Origin of the sequence: Staphylococcus cohnii subsp. cohnii, from assembly GCF_002902365.1 — a bacterium.
Classification (GTDB): domain Bacteria; phylum Bacillota; class Bacilli; order Staphylococcales; family Staphylococcaceae; genus Staphylococcus; species Staphylococcus cohnii.
The window spans coordinates 1-16,620 of the sequence record NZ_PPQC01000020.1 but is presented as its reverse complement, the minus strand read 5'-3'; the positions used below and the strand labels follow the sequence as shown (position 1 = coordinate 16,620).

The window sequence follows — 16,620 nt, the reverse complement described above, 5'->3', positions numbered from 1 at the left end:
AAGTTCAGGAAATGCAATGGATAGCAATTTACTATTTGATGGTAAGTGTTCAATGTTCAAATCTTGATTAGAAATAATCTTACTGCGGCTCCGACTTTCTACTAAATTTTCCCTATGTAATGAAGAAATTAATCTTTGAGATATTTTATCTCGACTATCTAAAAGCATATTTAGGAACAATTTTGCCCATTGTTCATTGATTGATGATAAATATTCAAATGCACGTTGTTCGTCATTGTTAATATTATTTAATAAATTGTTGTTAATACTTTTTGAATTCATAAAGCACCTCTAAAAATTATTTTACAAAAGTATAAGATATTTGTATAATCCATAATATCGATAATGATAATTATTATCAATTAAAAAAGTCAGGTGAAAATATGCCAAAGTATTTTTTTCCAAGTTCGTTCCTATTATTTTTAGGAAATTGGATTGGACATATCACTTTAAATTGGTACGTGTATACGTTATATCATAACGCAATTCATCTTGGACTCATTAATTTTTTCCGTCTTGTGCCTATTTTACTCATTAGTGTATGGGCTGGTGCACTAGCAGATCGATGTAATAGAGGGAAATTATTGAAAATAACAATCTCTTCTTCTTTCTTACTTACCACTTTATTGTGTGTCTTAATCTTTCAAGGATGGGATATACCGATTGTAGTATTTTTATTATATTCATTGGGTAGAGGTATTATGAGTGCAATAGAAACACCAGTACGTCAATCTGTACTACCAGATTTGACGAAACGTTTAACAACAACACAGGTTGTTTCGTACCATTCATTTATTATTAATATTTGTAGATCTATAGGCCCGGCTATAGCAGGTTTAGTAATGGCGAGCTATAACGCAGAAATAAGTTTCAGCATACAAGCGGTATGTTACTTAATATCCTTAATACTATGCTTACCTCTCAAAATTGAACAACCGAGGGATGGTGAAACAGAAACACAAATGAGTATGAAATTTGTGTTTGAATATTTTAAAGATAATAGTGTTGGCACTAGGATATTTGTAACATCTTTGATTATAATGGCTAGTGGTTTTACATATACTTCATTATTACCAGTTTTAACAGATAAAACATTCCCTGAACAAGTAACGATGTTTGGGACAGCAATGACATGTTGTGCAATAGGTGGTATCATTGCAACAATGATTTTACCTAATATACTAGAAAATTTCTCCATGGTGAAGATGTATTATTATAGTTCGATATTATTTGGCGTTTCTTTATTAGGTAGTATTAGCCAGAATATTGTTTTATTTTTTATTTCAGTTTTCTTAATTGGTCTGTTCAGTCAATGGATGAGGACTACTAATAGGATTTATTTTCAACATCGTGTTAAACCAGAACATCGAGGGAAAATACTAAGTATTGTAATGATGGATAGAGGAATGATTCCCTTAGGTGCCATGATCATGAGCTTTTTAACCGAATACATAGGTATTATAGAAACCTTCATTATTATGGGGTTAAGTACTTTAACGATTGCATTAATATTTGGCATGATTAACAGACAAAGAACAAATGGAGGCAATGTTGTATGATGCATTATATATGGAAATTAGCAGATTTAAATATTCAATACCGCATGTTTAACGCGATTCTTAAAGAACATATTTTTCCTGAGAAAATGTTCTTTAAGTCCTTTGATAAATGCCTAGAACTTCAATACAAAGGACAAGTACTAAATGTTAACTGTGTGAGAAAGAGTCCTTTAATGCGTTATGTCTTTGAAGGTGAGATACGTTATATTAAAGGTGACGCAAGTTTTAATATTGAATCTTTGGAACAATTGCTTGAATTATTAACAAATCAATTTGATATCCCTATTAGTACTAGACTAACAGCAGAGTTACAATCAAGCCGAGAAGGTCTAGCGATGAGTTATGAAAATTTTAATTATAGACAATTAAACATTCGTGATAGTTTGAATTTTTCAAGAATGCCAATGACGATCAACTTTTTTACTTGGCTCCAACATATGAAAGAAGATAATGATGTTAATGATTTAATTTATTCTGAAAGCCTTGTAGTGGAGGGGCATCCAACGCATCCTTTAACTAAGACAAAGCTACCCTTAACGAATGAAGAAGTTAAATTATATGCGCCTGAATTTGAAAAAATTATTCCATTGAAAATCATGCTTATCCATAAACAATTTTGTATAGCAACTGCGATGGAAGACGATGAACAATATATCATCAATCAAGTCATTCCTGAATATAAAGTTAAAATAAAAGCATTTTTAGATTCACACGATTTAGATTTAGCAGATTATCGAATTATATTTGTACATCCATGGCAATATGAAAATGTTATTCCACAACAATTTGGACATTGGATAGAAACACAACGTCTTTTAGCGACACCGTTTGAAATAGAGTCTAAAGCAACACTGTCTTTTAGAACAATGGAGCTACTCAATAAACCATTTCATGTCAAATTACCAATAAATGTACAGGCGACAAGTGCAGTGAGAACTGTTTCATCAGTAACAACCGTTGATGGCCCTAAATTAAGTTATGAGCTGCAAGATATGATGGATGTGTATCCACAATTAAAGGTCGCGTTGGAGCCCTATGGCATATATGCTGATACAGATGAGGATATCGCACGCCAATTAGCTTGTATTGTGCGTTATCAGCCACAAATTTCAAACACCGGCCTCACGATAGTAACGGGAAGTTTGGTCAATAGAAATCCTGTGGATAATCAAATCATTGTCGATAGTTATATAGAATGGCTTGGTCTAAAGTTAACCAAAGAGACAATTAAAAAATTTATTAGTAATTATGCATTAACACTTATAAAACCATTAATAGCCTATATCCAAGATTATGGTGTGGCTTTAGAAGCACATATGCAAAACACAATTGTTAATTTGAACCACGATTTTAAAATGAAGTTTATGATCAGAGATTTAGGAGGCTCAAGAATTGATTTAAATACGTTAAAAGCTCAATTACCTAACATTAATGTTACTAATAAAAGTTTAATCGCCGAGAATATTGAAGCGGTCATAGCAAAATTTCAACATGCTGTCATTCAAAATCAAATTTCAGAACTAATACATCATTTTACGCAATATGATGGTATAGAAGCAGACGAACTATTTGACCTTGTACGTGAAGCCGTTGAACAATCCATTGATTCAAAAAAAGCACATTCACATATACTACGACAGACCTTATTTGGAGCTAAAATAAATGTGAAAGCATTGCTACGTATGCGAATGGAAGGTAAAGTTAAAAATTATTTAACTATAGATTTAGATAATCCTTTAAGTAATGAGGTGTAATTATGGCAAAAATCAACATAAATCTTTCTAAAATTAAATACAACGCCATGACATTAAACTCACTTTTAAAACAACATCACATTGCTTTTACACCTGTGATTAAATGTGTGGCAGGTGATAATACAATCGTTGAAATGTTGAAAAGTATTGGCATTACACATATTGCAGATGCAAGGATCAGTAATATTCTAAAAAGTACAGATGAAGCCATATCTTTTACATTAATTAGAAATAGTAACCATGAAGAATTAGAAAATGTAGTACGCCACGTTGACATGAGCATCCAAACTGAATTAGAAACAATACGAAAAATCAATGAAATCGCAAGTAATTATAATGTGAAACATAAAATATTATTAATGGTTGATTGGAAAGATGCTAGAGAAGGTGTGCTGACTTACGACGTAATTGCTTATATTAGAGAAATTATGAACATGCATCATATATGCCTCAAAGGATTGGCTTTTAATTTTATGTGTTTTAATGCTATTGCGCCAACTGAAGAAGACGTTGAGATGATCAATCAGTTTATTATTTCAATCGAGAAAGAAACACATATGAAATTTGAAATAATCTCAGGTGGCAATTCTAGTATGTTATTATAAATGCTTTATAACGATCTAGGAAAAATTAATGAATTAAGGATTGGAGAAACTTTGTTTAGAGGAAGTGAAACGACTACAAATAACCATTTTGCTACTTTATATCAAAATGTCATCATTTTAGAGACAGAAATTGTTGAAATCAAACCTCGTATTAATATGAATGATGGGCAACACTATTTACAAGCAATTGTAGATATAGGAAATTTAGACACAGACGTCAATGACATTAAACCATTACATCATCAAGTAAAAGTTTTGGGCGCGACGAGTGATCACCTTATGATAAATTTATTAAATAATGATCATTACCATATCGGAGATAAAATACAGTTCAGTCTAGGTTACAAAGCTTTAGCACAAAGTATGTTTGTACCTAATTTAGCTAAAGATTATCAGAGTGATGATGTTATTGAAAAAATGTGTTATATCAAAAATATGAGAATGTTGAATAAAATTTGATTTTTATCAAATTTTAATAAAAAAATTATTGACATTGAGAATCGTTATCAATAAAATTAGATGTGTAATGATACATATCTAAGGAGTGAAAACGATGAAGCAGAGATCTAAATGGATGGGTCTATTATTAATCACATTAACGCTTATCTTGTTAGCGGCTTGTGGTAAAGTTAGTGATAATGGTTCTGACCAATCTAAAAATGACGACAAAACTAAAAATGGCACAACGATTAAGCATGATGGAGGAACAACTAACATTGATAAAAAACCTAAACGTATAGTTGCACTTGAGTTTTCATTTGTTGATGCTTTAGCAGCATTGGATATTAAACCGGTTGGTGTCGCTGATGATGGTAAAAAAGATAGAATTTTAGCACCGATACGTGAAAAAATAGGCGATTATCAATCAGTGGGTGCACGTAAACAACCAAACTTGGAAGAAATTAGCAATCAGAAACCAGATTTAATTATCGCAGATAGTAATAGACATAAAGGCATACAAAAAGATTTAGAAAAAATTGCCCCTACAATCATGTTACCAAGCTTTGATAGTGATTATAAAGACAACCTAGAAGCATTTAAAACAATTGCTAAAGCTACAGGTGAAGAAGATAAAGGAAAAGAAAGATTAAAAGAACATAATGAGTTAATGGATAAATATAAGAAAGAAATAACAATGGACAAGTCTCAACCAGTATTAGCTACAGTAATTGCCAAATCTGGTTTGCTTGCACACCCAGAAAATACATATGTAGGTGAATTATTAAAAGAATTAGGTTTTAACAACGCGCTTAATAAAACTGAAACAGATAACCTATCTAAGTATTTAAAAGGTCCATACTTACAACTAAATTCAGAAGTGCTTTCAGACATTAATCCAGGACGCATGTTTATCATGGTGGACAAAGGAAAAGCTGATCCAAACTTGAAAAAACGAGAAGAAGAGCCAGTTTGGCAAAGTTTAGATGCTGTTAAAAATGATAGAATTGCTATTGTAGATAGAAATACTTGGGCTCGTGCAAGAGGTATCATTTCTTCTGAAGAGATTGCTAAACAATTAGTAGAGATTTCAAAAGATGAAAAAAATGATAAACAACAAAAGTAAGGTGAACGGTAAATGACTAAGACTAATAGCATTAACCAAACCAAAACAGAAGACAAGAAAAATAGCAAACGCACAGCACTCACATTTATTGTGAGTGTGTGTGCGCTTTTTGTCATTATTTATTTTAATTTAAGTGTGGGCGCATCTCATATTACTTTCAATGACTTTAATGATTATTTTTTTGCGCATTCACAAACGAAACAAACATTTTTAATACATAATGTACGAATACCAAGGATGTTAGCCGGTTTACTCATAGGTGCAGCACTAGGGTTAGCAGGATTGTTAATGCAAGCGATGACTAGAAATCCTTTAGCTTCTCCTCAAATATTTGGCGTGAATTCAGGTGCATCTTTTGTGATTGTATTGATTACTATGATTGTGCCATGGTTGTCATCTTTTGCAACGATACTAGCATTTATAGGTGCCTTTATAGGTGGTCTAACTGTCTACACTTTATCTGGCTCAACAAGAGGGATGACTCCAATAAAGTTAGCACTTGCCGGAATGGCAATCCATTTATTTTTTTCAAGTATGACACAGGGTATTATCTTATTAAATGAAGATGCAACATCAACAGTGATGTTTTGGTTAGTAGGATCTTTATCCTCGATTACATGGACACAAGTATTAGGTATCTTACCATGGTTAATACTTGCATTTATCTGTACAGTTATCATAGCTAAACAATTGACAATCATGGAATTAGGTGAGGATTTGGCCACCTCTTTAGGTCAAAATGTTAAATTGATAAGAATGATCATTGGTATCTTAGTCATTGTGCTGGCAGGTACTTCTGTTTCAATCGCAGGTCCAATTGGTTTTGTAGGACTGATAGTGCCACATATTGTTAAACATTATATTAATACAGATTATAGATTAATGGTGCCTTTAACGATGATTATCGGTGCAAACTTATTATTATTATCTGACGTTTTAAGTAGATTGATTGCCTTTCCTTTTGAATCACCTGTAGGTATAGTAACGTCATTTATCGGTGCTTTTTATTTCTTAGCATTTACAATAAAAGGAGTGAGAAGGCTATGAAGCGTCCATTCATATTTCGCTATTCGTTAGTTACAGTATTGTTATTGATTGCGTCAATTTCCTCCCTTTCAATAGGTGCTGTTTTCATCAATCCGTTTGAAGCGGTAAATAGCCTTTTTACACAAAATAGTTTTATAATTAACGAGTATAGAGCACCAAGGATGTTTTTAGCATTAATAGTAGGCAGTAGCCTTGCTATTTCTGGTGCATTGATACAGGGTGTAGTAAGAAACGCTCTGGCTTCTCCTGATGTGATAGGTATTACCAAAGGTGCAAGTTTATCTGCCGTTACAATTATCATGTTATTTCCATCAGCGCCTTTATTCATATTGCCATTCGGATCATTTGCAGGCGCATTAATCATAAGTTTGATTTTAACTATATTAATATCAAGATTTAATGTAAAAGGTTCTAAGTTAGCATTAATTGGTTTAGCGATTGGTGCAATATGTACAGCAATTGTACAATATATGCTCATACGTAACCCACTTGATGCTAACACGGCATTAGTCTGGTTAACAGGTAGCCTATATGGTCATAGTATGTCAAATGTGTGGGTGATATTACCTTGGTTTATTGTTACGTTACCGGTGATATTTTATTATTGTCATCAACTAGATATTTTGACATTAGGAGATGATATAGCGATTGCACTCGGGGCAAAAGTGAAAAAGGTAAAAGCAATTCTTTTATTTTTAGCTGTTATTCTAGCAGGTGCTTCAATATCAGTAGTTGGTGGACTGAGCTTTTTAGGTCTCATTGCACCTCACATAGCTAGACAGTTAGTTGGTCATAAACATAAGCATATTACGCTTATGTCTGGCTTATTGGGTGCTTTAATTTTAACGATAAGCGACAGTCTAGCAAGAGGTATACATCCGCCAATTGATATTCCTGTGGGTGTCATTGTCGCGATTGTTGGTGTACCATATTTTCTGTTTTTATTGAGAAAATTATAAATTTAATATATAAAAGATTGAAAACGAAAGCGCTTTCATTTAAAGTAGAGGCTAAGACATTATGTATTCATGACAACCTCACTTCATATTGACAGAAAATGACTGAACTTAAAATGCGCTCTAGATTAGGCTTTTTCATTTCTAGTCAACCTTGTCGGGGTGGGACGACGAAATCTATTTAATAAAATTAGATTTCTGTCCCACCCCTTTTATTAGCTATATAAACAAATTACATTAAAAAGGTATAAAAATTTGATTTACATATTTATACAAAATAGGTTATAATTATTGCTGTTGCTTTTTAAAGTGTTTATGAAAATATATATACACCTAAGGGGTGAACGAAATGGACGATTATAGTAAAGCACAAATTATCAAAGGAAGATTAAAATTCATTTTAATGTCAGTTTTGGGGATTATCCTATTTTTGATTCCTATAACCGTGACTGAAGATGGTGAAAAGCAAACGACTTTACCAGTGGCATTTTTAGCAGGACTATTAAAAGACTTATTAGGTGATGCGATGCCATTGATTATTGTAATAATAATTACTATTTCAGGTGTTTTATCTATCATCTGTTCGACGGTATTGAAAAATAAATTGAAACCTGAAGGATTAATGAATAACGCATTTAATGTAAAATTCGTATGGCTTATTTTAAGGATTTTAGCCGTTATTTTTGTTTGGATGACATATTTGAAAATAGGCTCAAAAGCAATTTATTCAGCTGATACTGGTGGTTTAGTGTTCGAAAGTTTATTACCAACGCTTGTATCTGTGTTTTTCTTTGCGGCACTTTTTTTACCTTTATTAATGGAATATGGTTTATTAGAATTATTAGGACCGATTTTCAGACCAATCATGCGACCATTATTTACACTGCCAGGACGTTCGACAGTAGATAATTTAGCATCATTTATTGGTGATGGGACAGTTGGGGTTTTAATAACAAGTAGGCAGTATGAAGGTGGATTTTATTCTAGACGTGAAGCGACAGTGATAGCCACAACTTTCAGTGTAGTATCTTTAACATTTGCAATTGTTGTTGCAGAAACAGTACATATGCAAAATCATTTCTTTTATTTTTATTTATCAGTAATCGTATCATGTATTGTGTGTGCCTTGATTTTACCTAGAATATGGCCATTGAGTACGATTAAAGATGAATATTCCAAAGAAGTATCTGAAGAAATGAGAACTGAGAAGTTACCTGAAAATAAAACTGCTTTGAGACATGGGTTTGATATGGCTACAGAAACAGGAATTAAAGCGCCAGGATTCAAAATGTTCTTTAAATCTGGTTTTAAAACAGTTATAGATATGTGGTTCGTTATATTACCAGTTGTAATGAGTGTTGGAACTTTAGCTACAGTCATTGCGACTTATACTCCAATATTTGCAATTATTGGTAAACCTTTTGTACCTTATTTAGATTTATTGCAAATTCCAGAAGCTACACAGGCTTCAGAAACAGTTTTAATAGGATTTGCTGACATGTTTTTGCCTTCGATTTTAATTGAAGGCGTGGGCAATGACATAACATTGTTTGTCATTGGTGCTTTGAGTATTACGCAGTTGATTTATTTATCTGAAGTGGGTGGTGTCATTTTAGGATCTAAAATACCGGTTAGTATTTTTAAATTATTTGTTATTTTCTTAATTAGAACTATCATCGCGTTGCCAATTATTGCTTTAATGGCACATCTTTATTTTAATTAAATAGAATAAAACACACATGAACTCATATTTGAAATTTTTAAGTAACCTGCCTTAAGTCATTTCTTATATTTGTAAATGTGTGTTTTTTAATTAGATTAGTGAAGTTCTGTTAAAACAGTAGCTTTGACAATTTTATTTCCTAAAATAGGAGATGGTTCATTTTGTTGGGAAGTATTGTTTTGACTATGCGCTTCTTTAAAAGCATCGCTTTTTAGCCAACCATTAAAAGATGCCTCATTTTCCCACCAAGTATTAACATACATTTGATCATAATCTGCTTCGTCATCTATTAACCACACTTCAATATGATGAAAGCCATCTAAATCTTGAATTTTCCCACCTTGTGTAAATTTTGGTGCTAATTTTTCAGCAAACCCTTTCTTAACATCTATTCTATTAGTAACAACATACATGTTATTCACCTGCTTTCTAATTGATAGTTTTAGTATAGCATTTAACTGGACCTTTACATTATTGAAAGCCATTGTTCAATAATTACTTTCTCTGCATAACTAAAAAGAAGTGAAATTCTATTTATCAGAATTTCACTTCTTTTTATAATCAAATAGGTTCATTAAATTAAACTTTTAGTGATTATTATTTTGTAATTTCATTATAAACTTTTTGATCATTTTGCGTGTAAATAATGTATTCATGATTATCAGTATCAATGATAACACGATTTGTTTTTCCAAATGTAGAACCAATACGTGAAACTTTTTCTCTATCTAATTTTGGAACTGCATGGATATTTTGATCTTGTGAAACATTTTTAATTTCACTTGTTGGAATCTTAATATCAGCGACTCTCCATTGAATTCTTATTTCATTGTTATCTTTTTTTACTGTCATTGCCATATCGCGAACACATCCTTTAAATTATTTATAGCTATAGCATACAATAAAAAGTAATCGTTTTCAAGTGATTGTGTGATACTTTTAATCATTATGTCATACTATTTTATTTCGCGAAAGTATGTTCGCATTATCTATGATTTTATGGTAAAATTTAGCCGAGAAAAGGGGCAATGAACATGACGGGTAAAACTCACACATCATGCGGTTTATTAGTGGGCGCATTAACGATAGAATATTACCAAACAGATTTATTTACATCGATTACAATTATGACGCTTGCAGTTATATCAAGCTTATTATCTGATATTTGTCATACGCAAAGCAAGGTTGGAAGGCGTTTCAAAGTATTGAGTTTTTTAGTTCGTATATTGTTTGGTCATAGGACATTTACACACTCATTGTTATTCCTTTCTATAATTAGCATCCTTTTATATTTTATTCAAACACCAGAGTATTATTTAGTTTCAATTATCCTTGGTTTGCTTTCACATGTTATACTAGATATGTTAACACCTAGGGGTGTAAAATTATTATATCCAATACCGTTAACGATTAAATTCCCCTTAGTTTTTAAAACGGGTGGCTTAGTAGACTTATCGTTAGCAGGCGCGCTTTCAATAGGTGCGCTTTACGTATTATTCAAATCATTTTTTAATAATCTCTTTTTAAGTTTTTAGTGATTATGGTTGTGATTATAATTGTAATAATATAAAGTGCATATAGTGAAATTATATATTCCTATTAGATATAAGATATTATTTTTATCTATTTTGAATATAAAGGAGAGAGAACATGTTAGATAAGAAAGAGTTAGCAAAGTATAACCAAGAACATCTAATAGAATTTGAAAAATTAATGAGTAATAATGAAAAAGAACAATTAGCTGGTCAAGTAGATAAATTAGATTTAGCTTACATTCAAGACTTATATCGTGATTTATATTTAAATAAACAAATGATAGATGATATATCTTCAGTAAATGAAGTGAAATACGATATAAAAGAAAAATTTTCAGATGAAGAAATTAAACAATTTGAAGATGTTGGCATAGAAGCAATTAAAAAAGGTAGATTTGCAGTAGTTTTAATGGCAGGTGGGCAAGGCACACGTTTAGGATATAAAGGGCCTAAGGGTGCATTTGAGATTGAAGGTGTGAGCTTATTTGAACTACAAGCACGTCAATTATTAGAATTGAAAGAAAAAACGGGTGTTTATGTAGATTGGTACATTATGACGAGTAAAATAAATGATAGTCAAACCCAGTTGTTTTTTGAAGAAAAAAATTATTTTGGATATGACAAAGATCATGTACACTTCTTTATTCAAGATAATATCGTCGCATTATCTGAAGAAGGCAAACTCATTTTAGATGTTGATAGTTCTATTTTAGAAACTCCTAACGGTAATGGTGGCGTATTTAAATCACTCAAAAAAGCAGGATATCTTGAAAATATGACAGAAAATGGTGTTGAATATATCTTTTTAAATAACATTGATAATGTTTTGGTAAAAGTCTTAGACTTATTTTTTGCAGGTTATACTTTCCAAAATAGTATGGATATTACAACGAAATCGATTCAACCCAAGCAAGGAGAAAGCGTCGGAAGATTAGTTACAAATGAGGATAAAGATACGGTGCTTGAATACTCAGAATTAGAAGCAGAAACCGCGAATCAATTAAATAATGCAAACATTGGTATACATATGTTTAAATTACAATTTATTAACACAGCTGTAGATAATCATTTGCCATATCATTTGGCAGTAAAACAGCTTAAACAATTGGATGATGACTTTGGCGTTATTGAAAATCCTGCTTTAAAATTTGAATTATTTTATTTTGATATCTTCCAATATGCGGACAGTTTTATAACATTACAAGTACCGAGGGATGAAGAGTTTTCACCATTAAAAAATAAAGAGGGCAAGGATAGTGTGGAAACTGCTACAGCTGATTTAAAACGTTTAAATAGGATCTAAGAAAAGGTGATTACACTAATGACTAAACCATTAGAGATTAAAAATAATAAAATCACTAAATCATTTAAAAATATCATACCATTAACTTTCGGAGAAGAAATTGGTAATGCAGTGTCACATGGCGTTGCTGCCTTTGTTACTTTATGCGCATTACCGTATGCGGCATTACAAAGTTATTTTGTACATGGTGTTTTAGGCTCTTTTAGTGTTTCTATCTATGTAATAAGTATTTTTTTAATGTTTCTATCTTCAACGGTCTACCATACAATGCCTAATTACTCTTCACATAAATTTATACTTAGAATCATTGATCATAGTATGATTTACATTGCCATTGCTGGAACTTATACACCAGTGTGTCTAGTGCTAGTAGGTGGTTGGATAGGATGGACAGCAATGATTGTTTTATGGGGTATAACACTTTGGGGCATACTCTATAAATCATTAGCTAAACATGTCAATCATAAGCTTAGCTTAACGATGTACTTAGTGATGGGATGGATTGGCGTAATATTTTTACCCACAATTATTTTCGATACTAGTTTGAAGTTTATGTTATTTATACTATTGGGTGGCATAGCATATACAATAGGCGCTTGGTTTTATGCGCAAAAAGATCGACCTTATTTCCATATGATTTGGCATTTATTTATTCTAATAGCTTCTGTATTTCACTTTATAGCTATTTTATATTTTATGTAATCATTGAAAAGATGGACCGTTTATATGTAAAGCGTGATTATTTTACAAAACTAATAGGAAAAAAATACACTCAAATAAGGGAGCGAGAAGTAAATCAAAAAAGTTCATTTGATTATAATTCTCGCTTTCTTTTTAATCCTTTTTTTATAGGACAAAAGAAGTAATTTACAGCAAACCTATTGAATTTAGGCACAAATAGTGATTTAGTAATGATTGATAATGAAAGTATCGCGTTAGGAGATTAATTATGAATATAAAAACATTTGGTGTTGTTGTTGCATTAATATTAATTATGTTTATGTCTGCAATTGAAACATCAATCGTTTCATTAGCATTGCCTACTATAAAAGAAGATTTAAATGTGACTGGTTCAATATCACTCATATTTTCAGTTTATTTTATAGCAATTGTGATTGCAAATCCAATTGTAGGTGAGTTGTTGGACAGAACTAAAACCATATACATAACACTGTTAGGATTAGTCTTTTTTACGATTGGAAGTTTTTTTTCAGGTATAAGTAATACATTTGGTATATTAATTATCTCGCGCTTTATTCAAGGATTAGGTGCAGGAATAATGATGGCTTTGAGTCAAATAGTTCCAAAGCTTGCTTTTGCGATTCCATTAAGATATAAAATCATGGGGATTGTGGGTAGTGTGTGGGGTATATCAAGTATCATAGGTCCAGTCCTAGGCGGTGGGATTTTAGAATTTGCTACATGGCATTGGTTATTCTTTGTCAATATACCTATTGCTATCATTGCGATGTTGTTGGTGGTATTTACATTTCATTTTGAACATGAACAAACAACAACTTCACATAAATTAGATATTAAAGGGCTTATGTTATTTTATCTGTTTGTTTTCTTTTTAATGTTTACGGTAATGAATAACAGTCATTTGTATTTAAATTGTATTTCGTTTATTGTAGCGATTGCTATGGGTATGATTTTAATTAAAAATGAAAAGGGTGTAGCGACTCCCTTTTTCCCCGTTAAAGAATTTAACAAAACAATTATACTTGTTTTCATCACAGATTTTTTATATGCAATGATATTGATGGGATATAATTTATATATGCCGATATATCTTCAAGAAGAACTCGGACTATCACCATTACAGAGTGGATTTGTTATTTTTCCAATTTCCTTTGCTTGGTTAGTGCTAAATTTCAACTTAAATAGGTTAGAAGCAAAAATGTCCAGAAAAGGCTTGTATATATTTGCTTTTACATTATTAACAATATGTGGCATTTTTATATTTGCAGGTACAAAAACACCAATATTTATAGCGTTTAGTTTATTGCTGGCTGGTATTAGTTTTGGAACAGTTTATACGAAAGATAGTGTTATAACTCAAGAAGAAACCTCTCCACAGAATATGAAGCGCATGATGTCATTATATACATTAACAAAAAGTTTAGGTAATTCTATCGGCTCTACAATTATGGGAACGGTTTATGGTTTAACAATCGCATTTATTCATTTACCAATACACAATGTGATTTTACTTAGTTTTATCATCTTAATCGTACTGTTTGTACTTTGGAATACACTGTATAGACAAGATGATTGCAAATTCAATTCTTAGAATGAAAACAAAAGTTATATGTATTTTAATTATTAAGCAAGTATTGAAGTTTAGTGAATTTTAATACTTGCTTATTTGTATTTGGGTCTATGTTGTTATAATGGTAAAATAAGAAACAGTTTTTATTTATGGATTAATGTGAAATAGGCAGAAAATAAATTAGGTGAAGGGGAGGACAGTAAGCAATGAAATATATAAAGTATTTATTTACGACGCTTATTGTGCTTTCGGTATTTATCATTTCTGGCGCTATATTTTTAGCATTCTTAGGATTTGGCTTATATGGATTAAGCCGTATCCTTATATTTTTTCATCTAGCATACTTTGGTTATAATAAAAGTTTTTATGATAACTTATTTTATTACGGTAGTTATATCGTATTAGGTTATTTTACGTTATTTATTATTGAAAACTTAATGGATTATTTCAGAAAAAAATTACCAGATAATCCCTATTTTCAAGGAATGACATATCATTTAATAACATTTGTTGTTACAACGTTATTATTTTATTTTATTGTTCACATTCATTATGCATATATAGATATTGATTTTTGGGTGATTGTTGTAATTATGGGTATTCTATTTATATGTAAAGAAGTCTTTTATCCTGATAGCAAAAATCTTAATCAGAATAAATAGTTGATGATATAAGTGCTAAGAGGTGGTTAAGTGACCGTTGAGCTAACTGCTTTTGTATTACCAAGATTATATTTATACTAAGTGTAAACTACTTAAAGCAAAATTAAGTTATGTTTGTTAGAATATTAATGGATATATTTATAAAATAGAGGGGGACGCTTTGTGTTAACGATAGAGCAAGTTAAAGAACTTGTTGGAGAACTTAAGGATCCAATTATTAATGTTCCTTTAAAGGAAACTGATGGAATCGTAGAGGTAACAACAAAAGATGAGATAGAACATGTAAGTGTTAAAGTGGCTATGGCTCAATTAGGAGGACAGCCGCAGTTAGATTTACAAATGGCTATTGTGGAAGTGCTTAAAGAAAATGGCGCGAATACTGTTGGAATAAGATTTGAGGAATTACCGTCTGATGTTCTTGAACAGTATAGAGGTAACAGTGATGACCAACCACAAACAATAGAAGGTTTACTATCAAAGGACAATCCTGTTGAATTTATAGCAATCGCATCTGGTAAAGGGGGCGTCGGTAAATCCACGGTAGCTGTAAACTTAGCCGTTTCATTGGCAAGAGAAGGTAAGAAAGTTGGACTTGTCGATGCTGATATATATGGTTTCAGTGTTCCAGATATGATGGGGATAGACAAAAAGCCAGAAGTGGATGGCAAAGAGATTATACCGGTTGAAAGACACGGAGTTAAAGTCATTTCGATGGCATTTTTTGTAGAAGAAAATGCACCAGTTATATGGAGAGGACCTATGTTAGGTAAAATGTTAACCAACTTTTTTGTTGAGGTACGTTGGGGAGATTTAGATTATCTTCTTTTAGATTTACCTCCAGGTACAGGTGACGTCGCTTTAGATGTACATACAATGTTACCATCTAGTAAAGAAATTATTGTTTCTACACCTCATCCGACTGCAGCTTTTGTTGCAGCAAGAGCAGGTGCTATGGCTAAACATACAGAACATTCTATTTTAGGTGTCATAGAAAACATGTCATACTTTGAAAGTAAAGAAACTGGCAATAAAGAATACGTGTTTGGTAAAGGTGGCGGTGAAAAGTTAGCTGATGAGTTACAAACAGAACTTTTAGGTCAATTGCCATTAGAACAGCCATCATGGAATCCACAAGATTTCGCACCTTCTATTTATCAAGCGGATGATCGACTAGGTAAAATATATCAATCAATGGCAAAACAAATTATCGACAAAACAAAAAAATAGATTGTTTATAGAAACTGGGTAGAAATTTTTAATTCTGCTCAGTTTTTCTCTTGCAATTTTTTGAATTGCTGTTAGAATGATTTCTTGTGACCAATAAAAGTACGATTAAGTAGCTTGAAAAGTTTGTTGCAAAAATATATATAAAGTATTGACTTTTTATTATGAAGTTGATAATATATAAAAGTCGTCAAAACTGCAAAACATTATTTTAAATAAATTTTAAAAAGTGTAAAAAATATACTTGAAAAAAAGATATTAATAATTTAATATTGTTAAAGTAATGTTAAATGATTGTTAAACAAATGAAATCTTTGTTGACAAAGTGTAAACAAAGATGATATAGTGGAAAAGCAATTATTTATTAAAATGAACATTGAAAACTGAATTGCAATATGTCAACGTTAATTCCGATT

Annotated in this window: 14 protein-coding genes and 2 pseudogenes; 13 read left to right on the top strand and 3 right to left on the bottom strand. The window is 31.3% G+C overall.

Going from position 1 to position 16,620, the window contains the following annotated elements:
* Positions 1-282: pseudogene (locus CD032_RS13280) on the bottom strand (sialic acid synthase); the annotation flags it as partial.
* 101 nt (positions 283-383) lie between these two features.
* On the opposite strand from CD032_RS13280, the gene CD032_RS03675 reads away from it, so the two are divergent.
* The 7 genes and pseudogenes from CD032_RS03675 (at position 384) to CD032_RS03645 (ending at position 9,208) form a co-directional block, all read left to right on the top strand.
* Positions 384-1,559, top strand: a complete 1,176-nt coding sequence (locus CD032_RS03675; RefSeq protein WP_019468678.1) for an MFS transporter — start codon at positions 384-386, stop codon at positions 1,557-1,559.
* Entirely contained in the window at positions 1,556-3,313 is a 1,758-nt protein-coding gene (locus CD032_RS03670) for an IucA/IucC family protein (protein WP_019468679.1), read from the top strand. Before CD032_RS03675 ends, CD032_RS03670 begins: the two co-directional genes overlap by 4 nt.
* A 2-nt stretch (positions 3,314-3,315) precedes the next feature.
* Positions 3,316-4,377 (top strand): annotated as a pseudogene (locus CD032_RS03665) (alanine racemase).
* A 94-nt stretch (positions 4,378-4,471) separates the two neighbouring features.
* Positions 4,472-5,482 carry an ABC transporter substrate-binding protein gene (locus CD032_RS03660; protein ID WP_040029971.1) on the top strand — a complete coding sequence of 337 codons (1,011 nt, stop codon included), beginning with the start codon at positions 4,472-4,474 and terminating at the stop codon, positions 5,480-5,482.
* Between the two features lie 12 nt (positions 5,483-5,494).
* The gene (locus CD032_RS03655; RefSeq protein WP_040029970.1) at positions 5,495-6,529 is read left to right on the top strand and encodes a FecCD family ABC transporter permease; all 1,035 of its coding nucleotides are present in this window, start codon (positions 5,495-5,497) and stop codon (positions 6,527-6,529) included.
* Entirely contained in the window at positions 6,526-7,488 is a 963-nt protein-coding gene (locus tag CD032_RS03650) for a FecCD family ABC transporter permease (protein WP_019468684.1), read from the top strand. Before CD032_RS03655 ends, CD032_RS03650 begins: the two co-directional genes overlap by 4 nt.
* A gap of 346 nt (positions 7,489-7,834) precedes the next feature.
* Positions 7,835-9,208, top strand: coding sequence for a YjiH family protein (locus CD032_RS03645; protein ID WP_040029969.1), 1,374 nt, complete (start codon positions 7,835-7,837; stop codon positions 9,206-9,208).
* 95 nt (positions 9,209-9,303) lie between these two features.
* On the opposite strand, the gene CD032_RS03640 is transcribed toward CD032_RS03645, so the two are convergent.
* Both CD032_RS03640 and CD032_RS03635 read right to left on the bottom strand, forming a co-directional pair.
* The gene (locus CD032_RS03640; RefSeq protein WP_019468686.1) at positions 9,304-9,621 is read right to left on the bottom strand and encodes a heme oxygenase; all 318 of its coding nucleotides are present in this window, start codon (positions 9,619-9,621) and stop codon (positions 9,304-9,306) included.
* A 184-nt stretch (positions 9,622-9,805) separates the two neighbouring features.
* Positions 9,806-10,066 (bottom strand): SunI/YnzG family protein, encoded by a 261-nt coding sequence (locus CD032_RS03635; protein ID WP_019468687.1) that lies wholly within the window; start codon positions 10,064-10,066, stop codon positions 9,806-9,808.
* 176 nt (positions 10,067-10,242) lie between these two features.
* Here CD032_RS03635 and CD032_RS03630 point away from each other — a divergent pair, with 176 nt between their 5' ends.
* The 6 genes from CD032_RS03630 to salA all read left to right on the top strand — a co-directional run bounded on the left by CD032_RS03630 (position 10,243) and on the right by salA (position 16,207).
* A complete protein-coding gene (locus tag CD032_RS03630; RefSeq protein WP_019468688.1) occupies positions 10,243-10,743 on the top strand; it encodes a metal-dependent hydrolase in 501 nt (166 codons plus the stop codon).
* Between the two features lie 115 nt (positions 10,744-10,858).
* A complete protein-coding gene (locus CD032_RS03625; protein WP_019468689.1) occupies positions 10,859-12,046 on the top strand; it encodes a UTP--glucose-1-phosphate uridylyltransferase in 1,188 nt (395 codons plus the stop codon).
* Between the two features lie 18 nt (positions 12,047-12,064).
* Positions 12,065-12,748 carry a PAQR family membrane homeostasis protein TrhA gene (gene trhA, locus CD032_RS03620; protein WP_019468690.1) on the top strand — a complete coding sequence of 228 codons (684 nt, stop codon included), beginning with the start codon at positions 12,065-12,067 and terminating at the stop codon, positions 12,746-12,748.
* A 247-nt stretch (positions 12,749-12,995) separates the two neighbouring features.
* Entirely contained in the window at positions 12,996-14,339 is a 1,344-nt protein-coding gene (gene sdrM, locus CD032_RS03615; protein WP_019468691.1) for a multidrug efflux MFS transporter SdrM, read from the top strand.
* Positions 14,340-14,524: 185 nt separating this feature from the next.
* Positions 14,525-14,980, top strand: a complete 456-nt coding sequence (locus CD032_RS03610; RefSeq protein WP_103211193.1) for a SepA family multidrug efflux transporter — start codon at positions 14,525-14,527, stop codon at positions 14,978-14,980.
* Positions 14,981-15,142: 162 nt separating this feature from the next.
* A complete protein-coding gene (gene salA / locus CD032_RS03605; RefSeq protein WP_019468693.1) occupies positions 15,143-16,207 on the top strand; it encodes an iron-sulfur carrier protein/transcriptional regulator SalA in 1,065 nt (354 codons plus the stop codon).
* Positions 16,208-16,620: the final 413 nt, after the last annotated feature.